Here is a 21,452-nt window from a genome sequence, read left to right on the forward strand (position 1 = left end):
GCTGGCGGTGTCCTGGACCGGCATCGAGTGAGAGTGCATCGACAAGGCGCTCGACATTGGCCCAGTCGAGCCCGAACAGCAGGTCGAACCGGTCGGTCATACAGGCGACCGGGGCCGGGGAGAAACGGAGGGTGGCGACCGACTCGCCGCTGCGCACCGACGGCGCACGGCAGCAGCCAGTAGCACCGGCGCGACCGAGCGCGGCGAGCAGGATCTGGACGGTGGTGAGGGCGCCACGACCACCTGCGCCGGGTGTGTCAGCATGCCCTTGGGGGCGAGGGGATCGCGATCACACGCCATCGCGGACCCCTCCCAGGCCGGGACGCCGCACTCGGAGGCGACGCGGGGTCGGGGCACCACGGCACCCCCCCGTGCGCCGATCATAGCCGCGACGCCGGGCGTCCCGGTTAATCTGGCACAGGCGAGGGGCGTTCGTAGTGGAGGGCGACCGGACCCGCCACGCGGGCCGGTCGGAGTCAGGCCTGGAGCTGCTCGCTGCGGAAGGGCGAGAGGGTCTCGAGCATCGCCTTGTGGATCTTGATGTTACCGGCGACCAGGTTCCCGGTCTCGAGGAAGCGGTTGCCGCCACCGAGATCGCTGATCGTACCGCCCGCCTCCTGCACCAGCAGGGCACCGGCGGCGCAGTCCCACTCGGACAGGCCGAGCTCCCAGAAGCCATCGGTACGCCCGGCGGCGACATAGGCGAGATCGAGCGCGGCCGAGCCCGGGCGCCGCACCCCGGCGGTGGCCAGGGTCATGGCCTTGAACATGCCCATGTAGGCATCGATATGGCGCTGATCGCGGTACGGGAAACCGGTACCGATCAGCGCACCGTTGAGCGAAGGGCGCTTGGCGACCCGGATCTTGCGATCATTGAGCTGGGCGCCCTCACCGCGCGCGGCAGTGAACATCTCCTCACGCAGGGGATCGTAGACCACGCCGCACTCGAGCTGGCCCTTGTGCTTGAGCGCGATCGACACCGAGAACTGCGGGAAGCCGTGGAGATAGTTGGTGGTGCCGTCGAGCGGATCGATGATCCACTGATAGTCGCCCTGACCGTGGAGACCGCTCTCCTCGGCGAGGATCGAGTGACCCGGGAAGCGCGCCTGCAGCTCCTTGATGATGGTCGCCTCGGCGAGACGATCGACGTCGCTGACGAAATCGTTGCGGCCCTTGGTCTCGGCCTTGAGGTGATCGACATGGTCGAGATAACGCAGCAGGATCTTGCCGGCACTGCGCGCGGCACGGATGGCAATATTGAGGCTTGGGTGCATAAGGATGAAAGATAACGGATGTGGTCCGCGTATCATAGATTGAGAACCCTATCAGCGTCTTGAGAGAACGCCCCATCCATGACCCAAACCAGCGAAGAAAACCTCGGGCGCATCCGCGCCGTGCTGATCGAGACCAGCCACCCCGGCAACATCGGCGCCGCCGCGCGTGCGCTCAAGACCATGGGCCTGTCACGCCTGGAGCTAGTCGCACCACGCCGCCGCCCCGACGCCGAGAGCCTGGCGCGCGCCGCCGGTGCCGACGACCTGATCGAGCGCGCCGGGATCCACGATGACCTCGACAGCGCGCTCGCCGGCTGTCGTCTGGTGATCGGCGCCAGCGCCCGGTTGCGCAGCATCGAGTGGCCGGTGCTCGACCCCGCCGAGGCCACCGGCCGACTGCTTGCCGAGGCCGCTCACGGCGAGGTGGCGATGTTGTTCGGGCGCGAGAGCTCGGGACTGACCAACGCCGAACTCTCGCGCTGTCACTATCTGGTGCACATCCCCACCAACCCCGAGTTCAGTTCGCTCAACCTCGCCGCCGCAGTCCAGGTGCTCGCCTACGAGCTGCGCCGGCACGCCCTCGCCGGCAGCGTCAGCGAACACATCGACGAGCGCCCCGACCTGGCCGACGCCAATGATCTCGAGGGCCTCCACGGTCATCTCGCCGCGACCATGCGCGCGGTCGGCTTCGGTGACATCGAGCAATCACGCAGCCTGCAGATCCGGCTGCGCCGGCTGTTCAACCGCGCCCGTCCCGACCGCACCGAGATCAACATCCTGCGCGGTCTGCTCAGTGCCGCCCAGGGCCGCAAACGCCCAGGGGGCGACAACGATGCCTCCCCGGCAGCGGCCGCATCCACCGCCAAGGACACGACATGTTCAAACGACTGAGAGAGGACATCGCCTGCGTCTTCGATCGCGACCCCGCAGCGCGCACCACCTTCGAGGTCCTCACCACCTACCCCGGCATCCACGCGGTGATCATCCATCGCCTCGCCCACGCGCTGTGGCGACGCGAGTTCAAGTGGGCCGCGCGCCTGCTCTCGAACATCGCACGCCTGTTCACCGGGATCGAGATCCACCCCGGCGCGGTGATCGGCCGGCGCTTCTTCATCGACCACGGCATGGGCGTGGTGATCGGCGAGACGGCGGTGATCGGCGACGACTGCACCCTCTATCACGGGGTGACGCTCGGCGGCACGACCTGGGAGAAGGGCAAGCGTCATCCCACCCTAGGGCACGACGTGGTGGTCGGCGCCGGGGCCAAGGTCCTCGGCCCGATCCATATCGGCGACGGTGCGCGCATCGGCTCCAACGCCGTGGTGGTGAAGTCGGTACCGGCCGAGGCGACCGCTGTCGGGGTGCCGGGGCGGATCATCGAGCCGGCACGCGATGCGGCGACCAAGCGCCGTGTCGACACCGCGCGGCGCATCGGCTTCGATGCCTATGGCGCCACCCGTGACGTGCCCGACCCGGTGGCCAACGCCATCAACCGCATGCTCGACCACATCCACCAGATGGACGGCCGCATGGAGCTGATGTCACAGGCACTCGAGAGTCACGGGATCATGCGTCACTTCGAGCACGAGTGTGATCTCGACACGGTGAGCATCCCCCCGGCCACCGACGGCCAACACGATGACGAACCACAGCAGCAGGATGGGGCCACCACGCGCCAACCGCTGCCCGAGGAGCACGACCAACGCTGAGCGCGGGCCCCTGGCGTGGCGGGGATGGATTAATTGATCGTAACGGTCGGGTAACGTAGTATAACCCTACACTTGTTCGATGTATTTTCCTTGGGTGCAACGTGAGACTGACTACCAAAGGCCGCTACGCGGTCACCGCGATGCTCGACCTGGCCATCCATCAAGGCCGGGGCCCGATCGCGTTGGCCGACATCGCCCAGCGCCAGGGCATCTCGCTCTCCTACCTGGAACAGCTCTTCGCCAAGCTGCGCAAGTGCGCGCTGGTGACCAGCGTGCGTGGTCCTGGTGGCGGTTACAACCTCGCCCGCACCGCCGCCGAGATCCGTGTCGCCGAGGTGATCTCTGCGGTCGACGAGAACGTCGACACCACCCGCTGTGGTGGCGCCCACAACTGTCAGAACAACGGCCCCTGCCTGACCCACGACCTGTGGAACGACCTCAGCGACCACATCTTCGAGTATCTCAACGCCATTACGCTGCAGCAGCTCGTCGACAAGCGCGAGGCCACCCAACCACATCCGCCGACCACCTGTACCACCGTCGACGTCAAGCTCGACGTCTCGCGCGTCGCGGCCAACACCTGAGCGCGGTGGCAAACGTCTTGCCAGCGCCTACCTCAAGGGCCTAGGATCGAGGGTGTGAACAGCTGTCCGGACATGCCGGGCAGCGACACGCGCCCGAATTCACCAACTGTCTTCGCCGTGTTGGACGCTGCCAAGAACCACTTCGAGCTCTTCGGGTTACCGACGAGCTTCGCGGTCGACACCAACCGCCTGGCGGAGCGCTATCGCGCGCTGAGTGCCCAGGCCCGCGCCGACACCGCCCTCGCCATCCCCTCGCCGCCACAACTCGACGAGGCCTATCGCACACTGCTCGATCCACTGACGCGGGCGCGCTATCTGCTGCGTCTCTATGGCCGCGAGCTGGGACGTGGGCGTGGTAACGCCGCACTGTTGGTCGAACAGATCGAGCTACGCGAACAGCTCAAGCAGGTCAGCAACCCGACCCGCACCGCCCTCGCCGTCTCCAGCGTGCTCACCGAGCTGGCCGAGCAGAGCGCGGTGCTCGCCAAGGAGCTGCGCACGCTGTTCGAGGACCCGTCGGCCGACAACCTCGAGCTGGCGCACGACCTGGTGCACCAGCTCGAGTTCATCGCCCTGTGCCGCCGCGACGCCGAGCAGCATCGCAGCCTACGACAGGGCTGGGACTGAGTCCGCGACGCGGGCTCAACATTGCTCCCAAGGCAACCCGTGGAAACGCCAGCCACCGAGGCTGCTGCGGTGATGGTGCTCGTCGAGATCGCCCTCGAACCCCTCGCCGACATGATAGACACGCTGCAACCCGGCCTGGATCAAGGTCTTGCCGGCCTCGTGCGAGCGTTTGCCACTACGGCAGATGAGGATGACCGGCGGACAACGCTCGGTATCGGAGTCGCAACTCGCGCCACCGAGCAGGAGCTTGCGGATCTCGGTCTCGAAGTTGGGGTTGACGGTCCAGTCGGGCTCGTCGATCCAGGGCACGTGCACCGCACCCTTGGGATGACCCACGAACAGAAACTCCATCGACGAACGGATATCGACCAGCACCGCCTGGGGATGGGACTCGAGCATCGCCTGTGCTTCCTGCGGCGTCAGACTCTGCGGGACATCGTCATGCATCGGGGATTCCTCTTGTGGTGGTATCGATCTCGTTATCGTGCCGCGCGTGAACACGCGTGCGGCTATCCTAGCGCCCTCGGGCATCACCGCACAGCGCAAGCAAGCATCGGGAGACGGTATTGGCAACACATCGAGATCCGCAGCAACGTCCATTGCAGCTTCGTTTCAAGGACGCCCTGGCACAGGCACTGATGCGGCTGCTGGCGCGACTGCCACTGCGCGAGAGTCACCGCCTCGGCAACGGACTCGGCTGGCTATTGGCGCACTGGCCCAACCGCCAGCGTCGCAACGCCCTGATCAACCTCGCGCTCAGTTTCCCCGAGCACGACCGCGAACAGCTGCTGGCACAGCGCAACGACACCCTGCGTGAGATCAGCAAGACTTATTGTGAGATCGCTCAGCTGTGGCTGCGCCCGGCCGAAGAGGCGCTCGGCCTGATCCGCGAGGTCCGCGGTGCCGAGCTGCTCGAGCGTCGCGACGGCAAGGGGCTGATCGTGCTCTCGCCACACATCGGTGCCTGGGAGCTGGCCGGGCTCTATCTCGCCGAACAGGGGCCGACGGCGATCTTCTACAAGCCACAGAAGTATCTCGACGACCTCATCCGCCGCGCCCGTGCGCGCAGCGGCGCCACCCTCGCCCCGATCACCGGCAAGGGTATTCGGGTGCTGATCCAGGCGCTCGAACGCGGCGACTATGTCGGTATCCTCCCCGACCAAGAGCCCAAGGCCGACAAGGGGGCGGTGTTCGCGCCACTGTTCGGCATCCCCGCCTTCACCATGCTACTGGTCAACCGCCTGGCCAGGCGCACCGGGGTCCCGGTGATCTTCATGTTCGCCGAACGCCTGAGCGGTGAGGACGGGTTCCGCATCCACTGTATCCGCGCCCCGGAGGGCATCGACAGCGCCGATGACAGGGTCGCCGCACGCGCCCTCAACCAGGGCATCGAGCAATGCATACGCCTCTGCCCGAGTCAGTACGTCTGGCCCTACAAGCGGTTCAGACGCCGCCCCGAGGGTTGGCCGAAGATCTATAGCGGAGGTCTCGCCGACGAGGAGGCACTGCAGCAGGTGGCACGACTCCGTCAGCAACATGCGGCACTGCAGGCAGCGAACGACACGGACTGAAGCAGACTGCGCCCGGCGGCGAGCGCCGGGCGCGCCTGATCACGACGAGATGGTGGTGGTCGCGCTCTGGGTCTGGCCGCGGTTGTCGGTCCAGGTGATCTCGACCGGGTCGCCCTCGGCGCCCCCGGCGAACTTGAACGACAGGTAGGGGTTCTTCGACACCCCCCCGCTCCAGGAGGCGGTCATCACCACCTCCCCCTTGGCCTTGCACACCACCTCCTGGATGAAGTGCGCTGGGATCAGTTCACCGCTCTTGCTGTCCTTACGCAGCCCGGTCTCCATCGGGTGGCTCATCAGGCACTTGACCGTCGTCACCCCGTTCTTGGACTTGGCGCGGATCTTGATGTCAGACATTGGTTTCTACCTCGCGTTATCCGTTGCGCTCGCGGCACCGACCCGCATCACCCGCCGCACCCACCGATGGTGACCTTCACCGTCCGGCTGTTCCTGAAGACCTGATCACCCGCCTTGACCACGGCGGTCACGTCGGCCGTCTCGGCCATCTTGATACGCGTGGAGGCAAAGGGCATGGCATTGGGACCAAGCTCGAAGGCAGCGATCAGCGGGGTCTGGTTCTTCTCGGCGAAGATCGCGATCGAGGTCACCCCATCGATCTCGGCCTCGACCGTCACCGGCACCACCGCACCGTTCTCGGCGATGTCCGGGGCCTTGATGTGGATGCGCCCGTCACGCTCGGCGCTCTCGCTGCCGACCAGCGCCGAGAGCGCCTCGGGCATCTCCTTGGCCTTGAAGGCCGCCTCGTTCCAGTCGGCGAGCACCAGCCGTGGCGACAACAGCCCGGCGCTCACCGCGACCCCGATCGAACCTGCGCTCAGCGAGCCCTTGAGCAGGATTCTGCGTTTTGCATCGATCATCAACTCTCTCCTGTCGAGCATGGGTGGATGGTCTGCCGATCTGCGACCGCCGCGGACCGCCTCCGCGATCGCGCCGACGCCGCACGGCGCCAGCATACCTGGCACCACGGCACATCATGATCGTGTACGAGGCGCCGCACCCCGGCCCAGCCGTTCGCGCCCGCCCCCGACGGGCGCGGCGGCGCACTCAGCCCAGCGGGTCGTCGCGCTCGCGCTGCTCGCGTTCCTCCTCGCGCAGCATATCGAGCCGTGCCTGGATCTGGGCGGCATCGTGATAGGGGATATCGCGTTGTCGCAGGGCGATCTCAAGCTGGCGGATCGCCGGCTCCAGGTCGCCGAGCAGATACAAGCGCTCGGCACGATAGCGATGGGTCGCGGCACGATCCCCAGACTTGATCGCCGCCCGCTCCAGTAGGTCATAGAGCATCACGCTATCGGGGCGCAACCGTACCAGGTCCTCGAGCGCCTCGAGCGCCTGCGCCGCCCGCCCCTGCTCGAGCAACAGGCGAGCCCGCACCGTCCCGATCACCCAGTCATTGGGCGAGAGCGAGAGGGTCTGGCTGAGCACGCCCAGCGCCTCGTCCGAGCGCCCCAGGCGTTGCGCCAGCTCCGCCTCGAGGACGATGAACTCGGGCTGACTGGGGCGGGCGGCGAGCAGCGCCCCCAGCTCGGCCTCGGCACGACGATAGTCACGCGCCCGGGTGAGCGCCAGGGCATAGCCATAACGCTCGGCGATGGCATTGCGATGGCGCCCCTCGCGCAAGGTGGCACGAAAGTGCGCCACCGCCTGCTCGGCGCGATCATAGCCACGCTCGCGCAAACGCGCGCGGGTGAGGTGGAAACGCAGGCTGTCGGGGCGCTGGCGGGCGCCATAGCTCTCGGCGCGTTCGAGCGCCTCAGCGATGCGGTTGGCCGTCACCGGGTGGGTGCGAAGAAACTCGGGGGCGGCGCTGTCGTGGATCTGACCGGCACGCGAGAGCCGCTCGAAGAAGCCGGCCATGGCGAAGGGGTCGTGCTCGGCACGCACCAGGGTGGAGATGCCAATGCGATCGGCCTCCTTCTCGTTCTCACGGGTGAAATTGATACGGTGTTGGATGGCCGCCGCCTGGATCCCGGCGATCGCGGCCATCCCCGCATCGCCCGAGACCTGAGCGCCGAGGATGGCCGCTGCCACCAACAGCGCGGTCGCCGGCACACTGAGCCGGCTCTGATCCTCGAACCCACGCATCAGGTGACGCTGAGTGACATGGGCGATCTCATGAGCGATCACCGCCGCCAACTCGCTCTCGGTCTGAGCGGCGAGCACCAACCCGGCATAGACACCGATATAACCGCCCGGCCCGGCGAAGGCGTTGACCACCGGCTCGTCGATCAGAAAAAAACGGAAACGCCGCCCGGTGGCATCCGGGGCAGCGGCCACCAGTGAGCGCCCGAGCGACTCGATATAGCCGGTCAGCAGCGGGTCATCGAGTACCGGCAGGCGCTCACGCACCTGTTGCATGAAGGCCTTGCCCAGACGGGCCTCTGCGCCCTGGGTCATCACCGTGTCAGCCGAGCTGGCGAGATCGGGCAGCTCGAAGTACTGTGCGCGCGGCGCCCCCGGGCAGCACAGCGCCGGGATCAGCACGAGGGGGAGCAGTGCGCGGTGAAGGGCCTGCAGTCGGCACATGGATCGGATCATGACCTCGCCAGCGATTCGGGCCTGGATGGTGACAGTAAGGTGGCCACCACATCCTCGCCGACATCGACGAGGATGTCGACGCCTCGATCGATCGTCATCCTCACGCCCGACCCAACCTCGTTGTCAACTATTAGAAAACCGCTGTATTCTTAACCACCCACCCAGACGCCAACGCAGCGTGAACCCCGGCGCACCGCTGGCGCCCTGGAGGCAGGCAGGCGACGCCATCCGATCGGCCTGCCCCACGACACGGAGATCAACGTCTCTGACAGAGAGGACGAGGCCGTACCTGGGCTCACCGGCGGCGGCCAGCACCACGTCCGCTCGGGTACAGACCCGCGAGCGGATGCCATCACGAACTAGCGCGGAGAGACCCGGACATGAATCAGTTCTACTACGACGCGGTCACCAAGATGGAACAGCTCGGCGTCGATGACGAATACATCCAGGGCTGGCAGTGCGGCTTCCTGCAGAACCCCAAGCGCGAGGAGCAGCGCCTGACCGAGGCCTATGCCGCGGGCTACGACGACGGCGAGGAGAAGAACGCCGAGAACTTCGCCAACTGGGTCAGGGAGTGACCCCGGTCCGGGGCGCCAGCGCGCCCCGGACCTCTCAGTGATGACGCAGGGTGTGCAGTGGCGGGCGCACCAGCAGCGGATAGGTCGCCACCACCCCGGCCCCGCCGATCAGCAGCCCCGAGCCCAGCACCCCGATCGTCCACAACCAGGGGTTGAAGACGAACGCGATGCCGAAGAGCTGCTCGGCGAGCAGCCAACCGATGCCCTCGGCGAACACCGAGGCGAGCAGACCGGCGAGCAGACCGGCGCCGACGAACTCCACCGCCAGCGCACCGAGCAGCCGCGCCCGCCCCACCCCAAGGGTACGCAGGATGGCGTGCTCGACACGACGGTCCTCCAGGCTCGCCTGGATCCCCGCATACATCACCAGCAGCCCCGCGGCGAGGGTGAAGAGGAACACGTACTCCACCGCCAGCACCCCGCGATCGACCACCTGACGCACCTGTTGGAGCAGCGCGTCGACATCGAGCAGGGTGAGGTTGGGGAAGCGGCGCACCAGCTCGACGAGCAGCGACTCGTCGCTCGCCGGGACGTGGAAGCTGGTGATATGGCTTGCCGGCTCGTCACCGAGCAACGCCGGCGAGGCGATGACGAAGAAGTTGACGTTGAAGCTGTCCCACTGCACCTCGCGCAGGCTGGTCACCGGGGCCGCGACCTCGCGCCCCGCGACCATGAAGGCGATCTCATCACCGAGCGAAATGCCCAGGGTCTCGGCCAGATCGCGCTCGACCGAGAATTGCGGCGGCACCTCCGCGCCCTGCCACCAGGCACCGGCGACGATACGATTGTCCGCGCCCAGCCGGGTACCGTAGCTGAGGTTGAACTCGCGCGTGGCGAGCCGCTCGGCGCGCGGATCGGCATAGTCCGAGGGTGCCACCGCGCGATCGTTGATCCGCACCAGCCGGCCCCGAATCATCGGGTCGAAGGCGACGTCCTCGATGCCCTGCGCGGCGAGCAACGCCCGCATCGGCTCGACCTGCTGCGGCTGGATGTTGATCGCGAACTGGTTCGGTGCCCCCGGCGGCAGACTCTCGCGCCAGCCCTGCAACAGATCGACCCGCACCACCGCGAGCAGTAGCAGCGCGAGGATACCGACCCCGAACCCGGTGATCTGCAACACCGCACCGCCGGGGCGGCGGGTCAGCGCCGCCAGCCCGAGCCGCCACAGCCCGCGGCTGCGCCCGGCGAGCAGCGCCGCCAGCCGCACCAGCGCGAGCACCGCGACCACCAGACAGACCAGCGCCGCGGCCAGCCCGGCGAGCAACTTCCAGGCGAGCGCGAACTCGCCGGCCTGCCACAGCACCAGGGCCGACAGCGCCAGCGCCGCCAGCACCACGGCCAGCGCCACCGAGCCGCGCGGCGCGCCGAGATCGCGGCGCAGCGCGCGCAGCGGCGAGACCTGGGCGAGCTGCAGCAGCGGCGGCAGCGCGAAGCCGAGCAGGGTCACCAGCCCGGTGCCCAGGCCCACCAGCAGCGGCGACCAGGAGGCGGCCGGCAGCGCGGTGCCGAACCAGTCGCTGAACACCGCCAGCAGCCCGGCCTGGGCGATCCAGCCGAGTGCGCTGCCGAGCAGGCTCGCGGCCAGCCCGAACATCACCAACCGCAACACGAATACCCGCATCAGCAGGTGTCGGCGCGCGCCGAGACAGCGCATCACCGCCACCGCATCGATCTGGCGCCCGACCAGGCGGTGACTGGCCAGGGCGATCGCCGCCCCGGCCACCAACAGGGTGCTGAGGCTGGCGAGATGGAGGAAGCGCGAGGCACGCTCGACGGCATTGGCGAACTCGGGTCGCGCCGCACTCGCGGTGAGCAGCTCGAAGCCGTCGGCCTCGGCCCGTGCCCCGACCCAGGCGGCATAGTCGGCGACCGCGTCCTCGGGGCCAGCGAGCAACAGCCGATGGGTGGCGCGACTGGCCGGGCCGAGCAGCCCGGTGGCGGGCAGGTCGGCGGCGTTGAGCAGCACCCGCGGGGCGAGATTGAACAGCCGACCGCCGGCATCCGGCTCATAGGCGAGGATGGCGCCGATGCGCAGGTCCGTCTCGCCAAGCGTGAGAGGGTCGCCGACCTGCAGCTCGAGCAGGCGCAGCAGGCGCGACTCGACCCACAGCTCGCCGGCTGGCGGTCCCTGCTCGCGCGGCTGCTCGGCGGCGGCGAAATCGGCGCGCACCCGCAACTGGCCGCGCAGCGGATAACCCGGCTCGACCGCCTTGGCCTGCACCAGCTGCGGCCCCTCCGGCCCCAGCACCACCGAGCGGAACTCGACCGTCGCGGCACTGACCAACCCCAAGGATCCGGCATGATCACGCCATTGCGGCACCGGTGCTCGCGTCCCCTCGAGGACCAGATCAGCGGCCAGTAGCTCGCCGCCCTGACGCGCCATCCCCGCCTCGATGCGACTGGCGAAGAAGCCCACGGCGGTCACCGCCGCTACCGTCAGCACCAACGCAGCGGTGAGCAGATAGAGTTCGCCGCTGCGCCAGTCCTGGCGCAACAGCCGCAGTCCGATCCGCCAGGCCTTCATGCCAGGGCCTCCAGGCGGCCCTCGCGCATCGCCAGGCGGCGATCGCAGCGCGCGGCCAGCCCCGGATCATGGGTGACCAACACCAGCGCGGCACCGGCCTCGGCGCGTAGCTCGAACAGCAGCTCGATGATCTGCTCGCCGGTGGTCTGGTCGAGGTTGCCGGTCGGCTCGTCGGCGAACAGCACCGCCGGGCGCGGCGCATAGGCGCGGGCGATCGCCACCCGCTGCTGCTCGCCGCCGGAGAGCTGACGCGGATAGTGACCGGCGCGCGCGCTCAGCCCGACCCGCGCCAGCGCCTCGTCGGCGCGCGCGGCGGCATCGACGGTGTCGGTCAACTCCAGCGGCAGCAGCACATTCTCGCGCGCGGTGAGCGTCGGCAGCAGTTGGAAGTTCTGGAATACGAAGCCGACGCGGCCGCTGCGCAGCTCGGCGCGACCGTCCTCGTCGAGGGCGCCGAGCGGCTTGCCACACAGCCACACCTCGCCGCTGCTGGCACGGTCGAGTCCGGCGAGCAGCCCGAGCAGCGTCGACTTGCCCGACCCCGAGGCGCCAAGGATGGCCAGCGCCTCGCCGGCGCCGACCTCGAGCTCCAGCCCCGCGAGGATGGTCAAGCCACCAGCGGGGCCGGTAACATGTTTACCCAGTCCCACCGCCTTGGATACGGTCTGACTCCATTGCACTGACATGATCCGTCTACTCCTGATTGCTGCACTGTCACTGTGCCCCCCATTGCTCCAGGCCGCCCCGCCGACCTTGCTGGTCCTTGGCGACAGCTTGAGCGCAGGCTATGGCATCGATCGCGAACAGGGCTGGGTGTGGTTGCTCGAACAACGCCTCGAGCGGCAGGCGCTCGCCTATCGTACGGTCAACGCGAGCGTGTCCGGGGACACCAGCGCAGGCGGCCTGACGCGATTGCCAGCGCTGCTCGAACGTCATCACCCGGCGGTGGTGGTCATCGAACTCGGTGCCAACGACGGGTTGCGTGGACTGAGCCTGGAGCGGCTGCGCGCCAACCTCGAGGCGCTCATCACCCAGGCACGGACAGCCGGGAGTCGGGTGCTATTGCTCGGCGTACGGCTGCCGCCGAACTACGGTGCGGCCTACATCGATCGCTTTCAAGCCGTGTTCCATGAGGCCGCCGCCGCGCATGATGTCCCCTTGGTTGCGGAGATGCTGCGCGGCATCGCCGAGGATCGCACGCTGATGCAGCCCGACGGGCTCCACCCGACGGCCGCCGCCCAGCCGCGCATCCTCGACAATGTCTGGCCGGCCCTGCGCACGCTGCTCGTGGCCGAGCAGCCTTGAAGGCGCGGACGGGCCATCCCTTTTCCTCAAGACCAGGAGAGCGCCATGCATCGCGTCACCATCGTCGGGTCCGGCTTCGCAGCCCTGACCGCCGCCCAGCAGTTGCGCAAGTCGAACCCCGATGTCGAGATCACCCTGGTGAGCCCCAAGGCCGAGTTCGTCTATCTACCCGGCCTGATCTGGGTACCACCGGGACTGCGCCGAGGCGAGGATCTGCGCCTCGATCTCGGCCACTTCCTGAGGCGCATGCGGGTACGCCATGTCGCCGCCGAGGCCACGGGCCTGAGCAACGGCGGCCGCACCCTGGAGACGACCCAGGTACCGATCAACAATGACGGGCTGATCATCGCCAGCGGCGGTCGCTTCCTCAAGAAGCTGCCCGGTATCGAGCACGCCATCACCCCCTGTGAGGGCATCGCCGCGGCCGAGCGCATCCGCGACCGCATCCGCGCCATGGACGGCGGCACCATCGCCCTGGGCTTCGCCGGCAACCCCAAGGAGCCGAGCGCGATGCGCGGTGGGCCGATGTTCGAATTTCTCTTCGGGCTCGACAACCAACTGCGCCAGGAGGGCCGGCGCGAACGCTTCGAGCTGGTGTTCTTCACCCCGGCGCCACGCCCCGGCAACCGCCTCGGCCCCAAGGCCGTCGAGGGATTGCTCGCGGAGATGCACCGGCGCGACATCCGCACCCACCTCGGTCACAAGCTCAAGGGCTTCTCGGCAGAGGGGGTGAGCACCGAGGGTGGTGATTTCGCCGCCGACCTGATCCTGTTCATGCCAGGGATGACCGGCAACACCTGGTTCGACAACACCGCACTGCCGCGCTCGCCGGGCGGGCTGATCGAGGCCGAGCGCACCTGCCGCGTGCCGGGCCTCGAACGGGTCTATGTCGCCGGCGACTCGGGTAGCTTCCCGGGACCGGAGTGGATGCCCAAGCAGGCGCACATGGCCGACCTGCAGGCACGTACTGCGGCACGCAACCTGCTCGCCGAGTTCGCCGGTCAGACACCGACCGAGACCTTCCGTGTCGAGCTGCTATGCATCGTCGACGCCAATCGCGACGGCATGTTGGTGGCGCGTAACGAGCGCTTCAATCTGGTGCTACCGAGCCTGCGGGTCTTCCATTGGCTCAAGCGCTTCTTCGAGTGGAACTATCTGCGCCGCTTCCATTGAGCGCGAAGGGTGCCGCGGGAACGACACCGCAAGGAATCCGCTGAGGAATATGGGGCCGGCACACGCCGGCCCCATCGCGTTCAGGGCCGCACGTCGGCCCCGGCGCCCTCCTTCTCGGGCGGCAGCAGGTCGGTCTTGCTCAGCCCCAACCACACCACCGAGGCGGTGGCGACATAGATCGAGGAGTAGGTCCCGATCACCACGCCGATGATCAACGCCAACGAGAAGCCGCTGATCACCTCGCCACCGAGCACATAGAGCGCGATCAGCACCAGCAACGTGGTACAGGAGGTCACCACGGTGCGCGAGAGCGTCTGGTTGATCGAGGCGTTGATGATCTCGATCACCGTGCCCTTGCGCATCCGGCGGAAGTTCTCGCGCACCCGGTCGAAGACCACGATGGTGTCGTTGAGCGAGTAGCCGATCACCGCCAGCACCGCCGCCAACACCGTCAGGTCGAAGTTGATCTGCAGCAGCGAGAAGATGCCGAGCACGACGATCACGTCGTGTACCAGCGCCACCACCGAGCCGACGGCAAAGCGCCACTCGAAACGCAGCGCGACATAGACGAGGATGCCGATCAGCGAGAACAGCATCGCCAACCCACCCTGCTCGCGCAGCTCCTCGCCGACCTGGGGCCCGACGAACTCGACCCGGCGTAGCTCCACCTCCTCGGCGGCGGCCGTGCTCAGCGCCTGGAAGACACGGTCACTGAGCTGGGCGCTCGTGCCTTCGTCCTCGTCGGCGTCCGGCGCGAGCCGGATCAGCACATCCTGACGCGAGCCGAAGTGCTGCACCGTGGCGCCAACGAAGCCACCGGCCTCGAGTGCCGCGGTGACCTCGGAGAGTTCGGCCGGGTTCTGGTAACCGACCTCGATCACGGTACCGCCGGTGAAGTCCAACCCGAAGTCGAAGCCACGCAGCAGCATCGACAGCAGCGCCACTACCAGCACCGAGCCGGAGAGGATCGCCGCCCAGCGCCGCTTGCCCATGAAATCGATGTTCAGGGTCTTGGCCATAGCCTTGTTGCTCATGCCGATCTCCTCAGATGGCCAGTTTCTTGACGTTACGACGGCCGTAGATCAGGTTGATCACGGCGCGCGAGCCGAGGATGGCCGTGAACATCGAGGTGACGATACCGATGAACAGGGTCACGGCGAAGCCCTTGACCGGCCCGGTGCCGAAGCTGAACAACACCACCGCCGCGATCAGGGTGGTGACGTTGGCGTCGACGATGGTCGAGAGTGCCTTGTCATAACCAGCGCGGATGCTCGCCTGCGGCGAGCTACCGTTGCGGATCTCCTCGCGGATGCGCTCGAAGATCAGCACGTTGGCATCAACCGCCATGCCCACGGTGAGCACGATACCGGCGATACCCGGCAGCGTCAGGGTCGCCTGCAGCAGCGAAAGCACCGCCACCATCATCACCAGGTTGACCACCAGCACCAGGTCGGCCACCAAACCGAACACCCGGTAGTAGAGCGCCATGAACAGCGCCACCAGGCCGAGACCGATCATCACCGAGCGGAAGCCCTGATCGATGTTGTCCTGACCCAGGCTCGGGCCGATGGTGCGTTCCTCGACGATCTGGATCGGTGCGGCCAAGGCGCCCGAACGCAGCAACAGCGCGGTGTTGTGCGCCTCCTCGCTGCTATCGAGCCCGGTGGTCTGGAAGCGCCGCCCGAAGGGCTCGCGGATGGTGGCGACGCTGATCACCTCCTCGACCTTCTGGGTGTGCTTGACCGGCTCGCCATCGACCAGCTCGGTGGTGGTGCGGTTCTCGATGAAGACCACCGCCATCGGCTTGCCGACGTTCTCAGTGGTGACGTTACGCATCCGCCGCGCACCCTGGCCGTCGAGGTTGACGAACACCGCCGGGGTACCACTTTGACTGTCGAAACCGGCCGAGGCGTCGGTGATCTGGTCACCGGTGACGATCACCCGACGCTTGAGCAGGATCGGCACGCCATCGCGGTCACGATAGAGCCGGCTGCCCACCGGCACCCGCCCGGAGACGGCATCGGCGACACTGTGCTCGGTATCGACCAGGCGATACTCGAGGGTCGCGGTAGCGCCGAGGATGTCCTTGAGCCGGCCCGGATCCTGGGCACCGGGGAGCTGCACCACGATACGCCGCTCACCCTGACGGGCGATGCTTGGCTCGGCCACGCCGAGGGCGTTGACGCGATTGCGCAGGGTGGTGATGTTCTGCTTGAGGGCGAAGTCCTTGATCTGCTCCTGCTCGGCCGGCAGCAGCGCGACCTGGATCAGATAGGTGCCACCGCGTTCACTGTTGGTGAGCTCAAGGGCGCGGAACTCACGCCCGAGCAGCTTATCGGCCGCATCGCGCGTCTCCTCGTCCTTGAACTTGACCAGGATCTCGCTACCCTCGCGCAGCACCGTCAGATAGCGGATCTTGTGTTCACGCAACTGGGCGCGGATATCGCTGACATAGCGTTCGAGCGCCTGGTCGAGCGCGCTCTCCATGTCGACGTCGATCACCACGTGGATACCACCACGCAGGTCGAGCCCGAGCGACATCGGGTTGAGCCCGAGCGCGCGCATCCACCCCGGCAGATCGGCCGAGAGGGTCAACGCGGTGCGATAGCGCTCGGCGAGGGTACGTTCGATCACCTCCTGGCCGCGCAACTGCTCACCCGAGAGCGCAAAGCGCGCCAGCAGACGGCCGTCCTCGCTCAGCTCCACGTCCTTGTAAGGCACCCCGGCGTTGTCGAGCACGGCGCGGACCTCGTCGACGCTCGCCGCGGTCACCTCGACGCCTCGCGCGGGGGAGATCTCGATCGAGGGGTCCTGGGAGAACAGGTTCGGCATCGCCAGCACCAGCCCGAACAGGACCACGCCCAGGATGAGTAGATTCTTCCACAGGGGATATCGGTTCATTGCAAGTCCAAGAGCAAAGGCATCAGCGATGCCACTGCGCGCAACGGGAAAACGGGGACGCGGACCGGGCACCGATCCAGGGATGGGGGTGGGTCCGCGAGATGGGTCGGACACGACGACGCCCGAGACCGCGGTCGGCCTCGGGCGTCGGGACGCTCTTTAGAGATCCTTGAGCGTGCCCTTGGGCATCACCGACTCGATCGCCTGGCGACGCACCTTCATCTGCACGCCCTCGGCGACCTCGACCAGGATGAAGTTCTCGCCGAGATCGGCGATACGCCCGGCGATGCCGCCGAGGGTCACGATCTCATCGCCCTTGGCCAGGGCCTCGACCATCTTGCGATGCTCCTTCTGTCGCTTCGCCTGCGGACGGATCAGCAGGAAGTAGAAGACGACGGCGAACAGCACCAGTGGCAGCAGGGCCATGAAGGGGTCACCGCCAGCGGCGGCCGCCTCACCCTGGGCGAGGGCGTCGGAGATAAAGAAGCTCATATCGGTTCCTTCGGCGTTTGGATCGATCTCACTCGATCCAGTGGATGTGGAAACGGACCGGCACGACCTGGGCCACGCGATCGCAGAAATTCCAGCGCGCGATTATCGCACAGCGCCGACCAAGATACAGCGTCGCCACACGCTGCGACGCCGACTCGGTGGCAGCGTGTGTGCATCGCGACGCAACTGCGGCTCAACCGCTCAGGCCGCGCAGCGCCTTGAATTCGGCGACGAACTCGGTCAATCGTCCGGCGGCGATGGCCGTGCGCAGACCGGCCATCAGCTCCTGGTAGTAATGCAGATTGTGGATGGTGGCCAGACGCGAGCCGAGGATCTCCTTGCAGCGATCGAGATGATGGAGGTAGGCGCGACTGTAGTGACGACAGGTGTAACAGCCGCACTCGGGGTCGAGCGGGCGCTCGTCGGTACGATGCGCGGCATTGCGGATCTTGATGGTGCCGTGACGGGTGAACAGATAGCCGTTGCGCGCGTTGCGCGTCGGCATCACGCAGTCGAACATGTCGACCCCGCGACAGACCGCGGCGACGATGTCCTCCGGGGTGCCGACCCCCATCAGATAGCGCGGGTGATCGACCGGCAACTTGTCGGAGAGGAAGTCGAGCACCCGCAGTCGGTCGGCCTCGGGCTCGCCGACCGACAACCCGCCGATGGCGTAACCGTCGAAGCCGATGCGCATCAGACCCTCGAGCGAGTCGGCGCGCGGCGCCTCGTGCATGCCGCCCTGGACGATGCCGAACAGCGCCGCGGGGTTGTCGCCGTGGGCCTCGCGCGAGCGCGCCGCCCAGCGCAGTGACAGCTCCATCGAGGCGCGCGCCTGGTCCTCGTCGGCCGGATACGGGGTGCACTCGTCGAAGATCATCACGATGTCAGAGCCGAGTTCGCGCTGCACCTGCATCGACACCTCCGGGCTCATGAACACCCGGCTGCCGTCGATCGGGGAGCGGAAGTGCACCCCCTCCTCGGTGATCTTGCGCAGCTCGCCGAGGCTGAACACCTGGAAGCCGCCCGAGTCGGTGAGGATCGGGCGCTCCCAGTGCATGAAGTCGTGCAGATCGCCATGGCGACGGATCACCTCGGTGCCGGGGCGCAGCATCAGGTGGAAGGTGTTGCCGAGCACGATCTCGGCGCCGAGTTCGCGCAGCTCCTCCGGGCTCATCGCCTTGACCGTGCCATAGGTGCCCACCGGCATGAACGCCGGGGTCTCGACCGTGCCACGGGGGAAGTGCAGCCGGGCACGCCGCGCCAGCCCGTCGCGGGCGAGCAGTTCGAATTCCATCAGGTTCTCCTCGGGATTGTCAGGGGACGAGCCGGTCCACCACCTCGGCCAGGTCGGTCGCGCGCCAGGCCGGCGGCGCCAGGCCCTCGGGCCAGGGACGCAGGTCGCGATCGATCCAGGCCGCGCGCAGCCCGCAGGCGCGCGCCGCGGCGACATCGCGCGCCGGATCGTCGCCGAGGTGCAGCGCCTCCTCGGGACGACACCCGGCGAGCGCCAGGGCACGCACAAAGAGCGCCGGGTCGGGCTTGGCCGCACCGACGTCGACGGCGTTGAGCGAGTGCGCGAACAGCCCGTGCAGCGGGGTGGCCTGCACCTCGGCGTTGCCATTGGTCAGCGAGATCAACCGATAGTGCCGCCCGAGTGCGCGCAGCGCCGGGATCACATCGGGATAAGGCGTGACCCGATTGCGATGATCGAGGAACAGACGCAGCCCGGCCTCGGCCAGCCCCACCCGATAGCCGTGGCGGGCGAGCAACAGGCGCAGCGAGCGTAACCGGATCTCGCCGAGATCATGGGCGCGATGCGGCAGCCGTGCAGCGAGCCGCTGGCGATGGCGGCGCAACGCGGCGATGTCGTGGGCCGCGGCCAGGCGTGGCGCCACCGCACGCAGCCAGTCGTGGAGCGCACGTTCGGCCCCCTCGATCACCGGGCGGCAGGGCCAGAGGGTGTCGTCGAGATCCAGGGTGATGAGACGCAGCGGCGGGACGGACATGCAATGATCGGCGATCCTAAAGCCCCATTGTGCCCGTAATCGACAGCGCGCTCCAGACGCAGCGGCCAGCGGCCAGCGGCCAGCGGCCAGCGGCCAGCGGCCAGCGGCCAGCGGCCAGCGGCCAGCGGCCAGCGGCCAGCAGATTGAACCGCGAAGGCACGAAGCACGCAAAGGGGTTTGGATAGGCAAGACTCCGACGCCGACGTGGGCCATCACTGGAGGCTGATCGCTGGAAGCTCATTCGAACTGCGAAGGCGCGAAGCACGCAAAGGGGCTTGGATAGGCAAGACTCCGACGCCGACGTGGGCCATCACTGGATGGCTGATCGCTGGAAGTTCATTCGAACTGCGAAGGCGCGAAGCACGCAAAGGGGTTTGGATAGGCAAGACCGCAGCGCCGACGTGGGCCATCACTGGAGGCTGATCGCTGGAAGCTCATTCGAACCGCGAAGGCGCGAAGCACGCAAAGGGGCTTGGATAGGCAAGACTCCGACGCCGACGTGGGCCATCACTGGAGGCTGATCGCTGGAAGTTCATTCGAACTGCGAAGGCACGAAGCACGCAAAGGGGCTTGGATAGGCAAGACTCCGACGCCGACGTGGGCCATCACTGGAGGCTGATCGCTGGAAGCTCAATCGAACCGCGAAGGCGCGAAGCGCGCAAAGGGGTTTGGATAGGCAAGACCGCAGCGCCGACGCGGGGCATCACTGGAGGCTGTCAGCTGGCGGCTGATCGCTGATCGCTGGAAGCCCTTCTCATTCTTTGCGCCCTTTGGGCCTTTGCGGTTCAAACTTCCTGGCGGCTGGCGGCTGATCGCTGGAAGCCCTTCTCTTCTTTGCGCCCTTTGGGCCTTTGCGGTTCAGACTTCCTGGCGGCTGGCGACGCCCTACGCGAGCAGGGCGCGATGGCGTTGACGCAGCTTGGCGAGCTTGGGGTCGATCACCGCCTGGCAGTAGGGCTGCCGGGGGTGGCGGCGGAAGTAGCCCTGATGCTCGGGTTCGGCCGCGTAGAAGGTCGGCACCGGGAGGAGCTCGGTGACGATGGGATCGGGCCAGAGCCCGGCGGCGTCGAGCCGGGCGATCATCGCCGCGGCCTGCTCGCGCTGCACCGCGTTGTGATGGAAGATCACCGAGCGGTACTGGGTGCCAATGTCGGCGCCCTGGCGGTTACGCGTGGTCGGGTCATGGAGGGTGAAGAACACCTTGAGCAGGGACGCGTAATCGATCACCGTCGGATCGAACCGCACCTGCACCACCTCGGCATGACCGGTATCGCCACGACAGACGTCGCGATAGCCGGGTTGTTCCAACCCGCCGCCGGCATAACCGGAGACCACCGTCTCCACACCACGCAGCCGCTCGAATCCTGCCTCCAGACACCAGAAGCAACCACCCCCCAGGGTCGCTAGCGCGTGTTGCATCATTGCTCTCCCGTCACCGTCTGAGCATGGACCCATGCCCGCGTGCCGGGCCCGTTCATCACAGATTGCGCTCACTCGGCCTCGAGACAAGGGCCCCGGATCCGCCAAGGTGCGGCCTCGCCGAGGGCAACGAACTGATGGATATCAATGCGTCCGCCCTACCCCATGGCCGCATGCTTAGGCCATCGACGCCCCTCGGGGCATCTCGGCAGCACAACCGACACCCCGCAGAAGGGTCTTGACAAGAAAACCGGCACTTAAGAAAATTATGATGTACTAAAGCTGGGGCTTTGGTGCATCCTCAAACCTCCTTTGGTGGTAATGATTTCAAAGCGCGGCAAACACCGCGCTTTTTTTATGGCTGCCGCGCCTCGAGCAACCGCAACCCGTGCATCACCGGCACCCCCGTCGCGGCGACAGCCAACATGACATCGACCGCCCGCTCGGCGGCAAGCCAGTCGGCCTCGGCCCCACCCGGCGCAAATCCCCGCTGCTCGGCCAGATAGTAGGCCGCCACCGCAATCATCTGGTGTCTGCGTGCAGCGCTCGGCCGTCTGTTCGTTTCCATACACCCTCCGCATCGATCTCGGTCATCTCAACACGGTCCCCTCTCGCCTCGCCGCCCTCTGACCAAGCGTCCGGCGCTTGCATCGCCCGTACGACGGCGCGATGCTGCGCACACGATATGAAATCGACTCTCAGAGTCCAACCCACATCTACAGAGGGGACC

At 67.3% G+C, this 21,452-nt stretch carries 22 protein-coding genes; 8 read left to right on the top strand and 14 right to left on the bottom strand.

Annotation, left to right across the window (positions count from 1 at the left end; translation table 11 throughout):
- Positions 1–476: 476 nt before the first annotated feature.
- Positions 477–1,274: an inositol monophosphatase family protein gene (locus tag HF203_RS07770; RefSeq protein WP_168668362.1), complete on the bottom strand. Its 798-nt coding sequence runs from the start codon at positions 1,272–1,274 to the stop codon at positions 477–479.
- 78 nt (positions 1,275–1,352) lie between these two features.
- Here HF203_RS07770 and HF203_RS07775 point away from each other — a divergent pair, with 78 nt between their 5' ends.
- The 4 genes from HF203_RS07775 to HF203_RS07790 all read left to right on the top strand — a co-directional run bounded on the left by HF203_RS07775 (position 1,353) and on the right by HF203_RS07790 (position 4,194).
- A complete protein-coding gene (locus HF203_RS07775) occupies positions 1,353–2,165 on the top strand; it encodes an RNA methyltransferase (protein ID WP_168668364.1) in 813 nt (270 codons plus the stop codon).
- Entirely contained in the window at positions 2,150–2,983 is an 834-nt protein-coding gene (gene cysE, locus HF203_RS07780; RefSeq protein ID WP_246221696.1) for a serine O-acetyltransferase, read from the top strand. The genes HF203_RS07775 and cysE overlap by 16 nt, the downstream gene beginning before the upstream one ends.
- Before the next feature lie 101 nt (positions 2,984–3,084).
- Positions 3,085–3,567 (top strand): Fe-S cluster assembly transcriptional regulator IscR, encoded by a 483-nt coding sequence (gene iscR / locus HF203_RS07785; protein ID WP_168668366.1) that lies wholly within the window; start codon positions 3,085–3,087, stop codon positions 3,565–3,567.
- Positions 3,568–3,621: 54 nt separating this feature from the next.
- Positions 3,622–4,194, top strand: a complete 573-nt coding sequence (locus tag HF203_RS07790) for an iron-sulfur cluster co-chaperone HscB C-terminal domain-containing protein (protein WP_343043895.1) — start codon at positions 3,622–3,624, stop codon at positions 4,192–4,194.
- A 15-nt stretch (positions 4,195–4,209) separates the two neighbouring features.
- Here the strand turns inward: HF203_RS07790 and HF203_RS07795 are convergent, their stop codons facing one another.
- The gene (locus HF203_RS07795; protein WP_168668368.1) at positions 4,210–4,641 is read right to left on the bottom strand and encodes a rhodanese-like domain-containing protein; all 432 of its coding nucleotides are present in this window, start codon (positions 4,639–4,641) and stop codon (positions 4,210–4,212) included.
- Between the two features lie 119 nt (positions 4,642–4,760).
- Between HF203_RS07795 and HF203_RS07800 the strand changes: the two genes are divergently transcribed.
- A complete protein-coding gene (locus HF203_RS07800) occupies positions 4,761–5,765 on the top strand; it encodes a lysophospholipid acyltransferase family protein (protein WP_343043896.1) in 1,005 nt (334 codons plus the stop codon).
- Between the two features lie 39 nt (positions 5,766–5,804).
- Here the strand turns inward: HF203_RS07800 and soxZ are convergent, their stop codons facing one another.
- From soxZ to HF203_RS07815, 3 genes are all read right to left on the bottom strand, one after another.
- Complete coding sequence (gene soxZ / locus HF203_RS07805) at positions 5,805–6,119, bottom strand: thiosulfate oxidation carrier complex protein SoxZ (protein ID WP_168668370.1); 315 nt, start codon at positions 6,117–6,119, stop codon at positions 5,805–5,807.
- Positions 6,120–6,166: 47 nt separating this feature from the next.
- Positions 6,167–6,640, bottom strand: a complete 474-nt coding sequence (gene soxY / locus HF203_RS07810; RefSeq protein WP_168668372.1) for a thiosulfate oxidation carrier protein SoxY — start codon at positions 6,638–6,640, stop codon at positions 6,167–6,169.
- A 187-nt stretch (positions 6,641–6,827) separates the two neighbouring features.
- On the bottom strand, positions 6,828–8,309 hold the full coding sequence (locus HF203_RS07815; protein WP_168668374.1) for a M48 family metalloprotease: 1,482 nt from the start codon (positions 8,307–8,309) through the stop codon (positions 6,828–6,830).
- 392 nt (positions 8,310–8,701) lie between these two features.
- Here HF203_RS07815 and HF203_RS07820 point away from each other — a divergent pair, with 392 nt between their 5' ends.
- Positions 8,702–8,899 (top strand): Alvin_2107 family globule sulfur oxidation protein, encoded by a 198-nt coding sequence (locus HF203_RS07820; RefSeq protein WP_005221303.1) that lies wholly within the window; start codon positions 8,702–8,704, stop codon positions 8,897–8,899.
- A gap of 34 nt (positions 8,900–8,933) precedes the next feature.
- Here HF203_RS07820 and HF203_RS07825 read toward each other — a convergent pair whose 3' ends face one another.
- The gene (locus HF203_RS07825; protein WP_168668376.1) at positions 8,934–11,423 is read right to left on the bottom strand and encodes an ABC transporter permease; all 2,490 of its coding nucleotides are present in this window, start codon (positions 11,421–11,423) and stop codon (positions 8,934–8,936) included.
- The gene (locus tag HF203_RS07830; RefSeq protein WP_168668378.1) at positions 11,420–12,109 is read right to left on the bottom strand and encodes an ABC transporter ATP-binding protein; all 690 of its coding nucleotides are present in this window, start codon (positions 12,107–12,109) and stop codon (positions 11,420–11,422) included. The genes HF203_RS07825 and HF203_RS07830 overlap by 4 nt, the downstream gene beginning before the upstream one ends.
- On the opposite strand from HF203_RS07830, the gene HF203_RS07835 reads away from it, so the two are divergent.
- Positions 12,108–12,728 carry an arylesterase gene (locus tag HF203_RS07835; protein ID WP_168668380.1) on the top strand — a complete coding sequence of 207 codons (621 nt, stop codon included), beginning with the start codon at positions 12,108–12,110 and terminating at the stop codon, positions 12,726–12,728. The genes HF203_RS07830 and HF203_RS07835 overlap by 2 nt on opposite strands.
- 45 nt (positions 12,729–12,773) lie before the next feature.
- Entirely contained in the window at positions 12,774–13,901 is a 1,128-nt protein-coding gene (locus HF203_RS07840; protein WP_168668382.1) for an NAD(P)/FAD-dependent oxidoreductase, read from the top strand.
- A gap of 80 nt (positions 13,902–13,981) precedes the next feature.
- Here HF203_RS07840 and secF read toward each other — a convergent pair whose 3' ends face one another.
- The 7 genes from secF to HF203_RS07875 all read right to left on the bottom strand — a co-directional run bounded on the left by secF (position 13,982) and on the right by HF203_RS07875 (position 21,290).
- Positions 13,982–14,935, bottom strand: a complete 954-nt coding sequence (gene secF, locus HF203_RS07845; RefSeq protein ID WP_168668384.1) for a protein translocase subunit SecF — start codon at positions 14,933–14,935, stop codon at positions 13,982–13,984.
- Positions 14,936–14,945: 10 nt separating this feature from the next.
- On the bottom strand, positions 14,946–16,802 hold the full coding sequence (secD, locus tag HF203_RS07850) for a protein translocase subunit SecD (RefSeq protein ID WP_168668386.1): 1,857 nt from the start codon (positions 16,800–16,802) through the stop codon (positions 14,946–14,948).
- A 159-nt stretch (positions 16,803–16,961) separates the two neighbouring features.
- A complete protein-coding gene (gene yajC, locus HF203_RS07855; RefSeq protein WP_168668388.1) occupies positions 16,962–17,294 on the bottom strand; it encodes a preprotein translocase subunit YajC in 333 nt (110 codons plus the stop codon).
- A gap of 193 nt (positions 17,295–17,487) precedes the next feature.
- Positions 17,488–18,591 carry a tRNA guanosine(34) transglycosylase Tgt gene (gene tgt, locus HF203_RS07860; RefSeq protein ID WP_168668390.1) on the bottom strand — a complete coding sequence of 368 codons (1,104 nt, stop codon included), beginning with the start codon at positions 18,589–18,591 and terminating at the stop codon, positions 17,488–17,490.
- Between the two features lie 19 nt (positions 18,592–18,610).
- On the bottom strand, positions 18,611–19,303 hold the full coding sequence (locus HF203_RS07865) for an HAD family hydrolase (protein WP_168668392.1): 693 nt from the start codon (positions 19,301–19,303) through the stop codon (positions 18,611–18,613).
- A gap of 885 nt (positions 19,304–20,188) precedes the next feature.
- Complete coding sequence (msrA, locus tag HF203_RS07870) at positions 20,189–20,722, bottom strand: peptide-methionine (S)-S-oxide reductase MsrA (RefSeq protein ID WP_168668415.1); 534 nt, start codon at positions 20,720–20,722, stop codon at positions 20,189–20,191.
- A 355-nt stretch (positions 20,723–21,077) separates the two neighbouring features.
- Entirely contained in the window at positions 21,078–21,290 is a 213-nt protein-coding gene (locus tag HF203_RS07875; protein ID WP_168668394.1) for a DUF2934 domain-containing protein, read from the bottom strand.
- Between the last annotated feature and the right edge of the window lie 162 nt (positions 21,291–21,452).

Source organism: Marichromatium bheemlicum, assembly GCF_012276755.1.
Taxonomy (GTDB): Bacteria; Pseudomonadota; Gammaproteobacteria; order Chromatiales; family Chromatiaceae; genus Marichromatium; species Marichromatium bheemlicum.

Excerpts from the sequence above, each read along its gene's own strand:
- HF203_RS07770 (WP_168668362.1), bottom strand. The coding sequence starts at position 1,274 with ATGCACCCAAGCCTCAATATTGCCATCCGTGCCGCGCGCAGTGCCGGC.
- HF203_RS07775 (WP_168668364.1), top strand. The coding sequence starts at position 1,353 with ATGACCCAAACCAGCGAAGAAAACCTCGGGCGCATCCGCGCCGTGCTG.
- cysE (WP_246221696.1), top strand. The coding sequence starts at position 2,150 with ATGTTCAAACGACTGAGAGAGGACATCGCCTGCGTCTTCGATCGCGAC.
- HF203_RS07795 (WP_168668368.1), bottom strand. The coding sequence starts at position 4,641 with ATGCATGACGATGTCCCGCAGAGTCTGACGCCGCAGGAAGCACAGGCG.
- soxZ (WP_168668370.1), bottom strand. The coding sequence starts at position 6,119 with ATGTCTGACATCAAGATCCGCGCCAAGTCCAAGAACGGGGTGACGACG.
- soxY (WP_168668372.1), bottom strand. The coding sequence starts at position 6,640 with ATGATCGATGCAAAACGCAGAATCCTGCTCAAGGGCTCGCTGAGCGCA.
- HF203_RS07815 (WP_168668374.1), bottom strand. The coding sequence starts at position 8,309 with ATGTGCCGACTGCAGGCCCTTCACCGCGCACTGCTCCCCCTCGTGCTG.
- HF203_RS07820 (WP_005221303.1), top strand. The coding sequence starts at position 8,702 with ATGAATCAGTTCTACTACGACGCGGTCACCAAGATGGAACAGCTCGGC.
- HF203_RS07825 (WP_168668376.1), bottom strand. The coding sequence starts at position 11,423 with ATGAAGGCCTGGCGGATCGGACTGCGGCTGTTGCGCCAGGACTGGCGC.
- HF203_RS07835 (WP_168668380.1), top strand. The coding sequence starts at position 12,108 with ATGATCCGTCTACTCCTGATTGCTGCACTGTCACTGTGCCCCCCATTG.
- HF203_RS07830 (WP_168668378.1), bottom strand. The coding sequence starts at position 12,109 with ATGTCAGTGCAATGGAGTCAGACCGTATCCAAGGCGGTGGGACTGGGT.
- HF203_RS07840 (WP_168668382.1), top strand. The coding sequence starts at position 12,774 with ATGCATCGCGTCACCATCGTCGGGTCCGGCTTCGCAGCCCTGACCGCC.
- secF (WP_168668384.1), bottom strand. The coding sequence starts at position 14,935 with ATGAGCAACAAGGCTATGGCCAAGACCCTGAACATCGATTTCATGGGC.
- secD (WP_168668386.1), bottom strand. The coding sequence starts at position 16,802 with ATGAACCGATATCCCCTGTGGAAGAATCTACTCATCCTGGGCGTGGTC.
- yajC (WP_168668388.1), bottom strand. The coding sequence starts at position 17,294 with ATGAGCTTCTTTATCTCCGACGCCCTCGCCCAGGGTGAGGCGGCCGCC.
- tgt (WP_168668390.1), bottom strand. The coding sequence starts at position 18,591 with ATGGAATTCGAACTGCTCGCCCGCGACGGGCTGGCGCGGCGTGCCCGG.
- HF203_RS07865 (WP_168668392.1), bottom strand. The coding sequence starts at position 19,303 with ATGTCCGTCCCGCCGCTGCGTCTCATCACCCTGGATCTCGACGACACC.
- msrA (WP_168668415.1), bottom strand. The coding sequence starts at position 20,722 with ATGCAACACGCGCTAGCGACCCTGGGGGGTGGTTGCTTCTGGTGTCTG.
- HF203_RS07875 (WP_168668394.1), bottom strand. The coding sequence starts at position 21,290 with ATGGAAACGAACAGACGGCCGAGCGCTGCACGCAGACACCAGATGATT.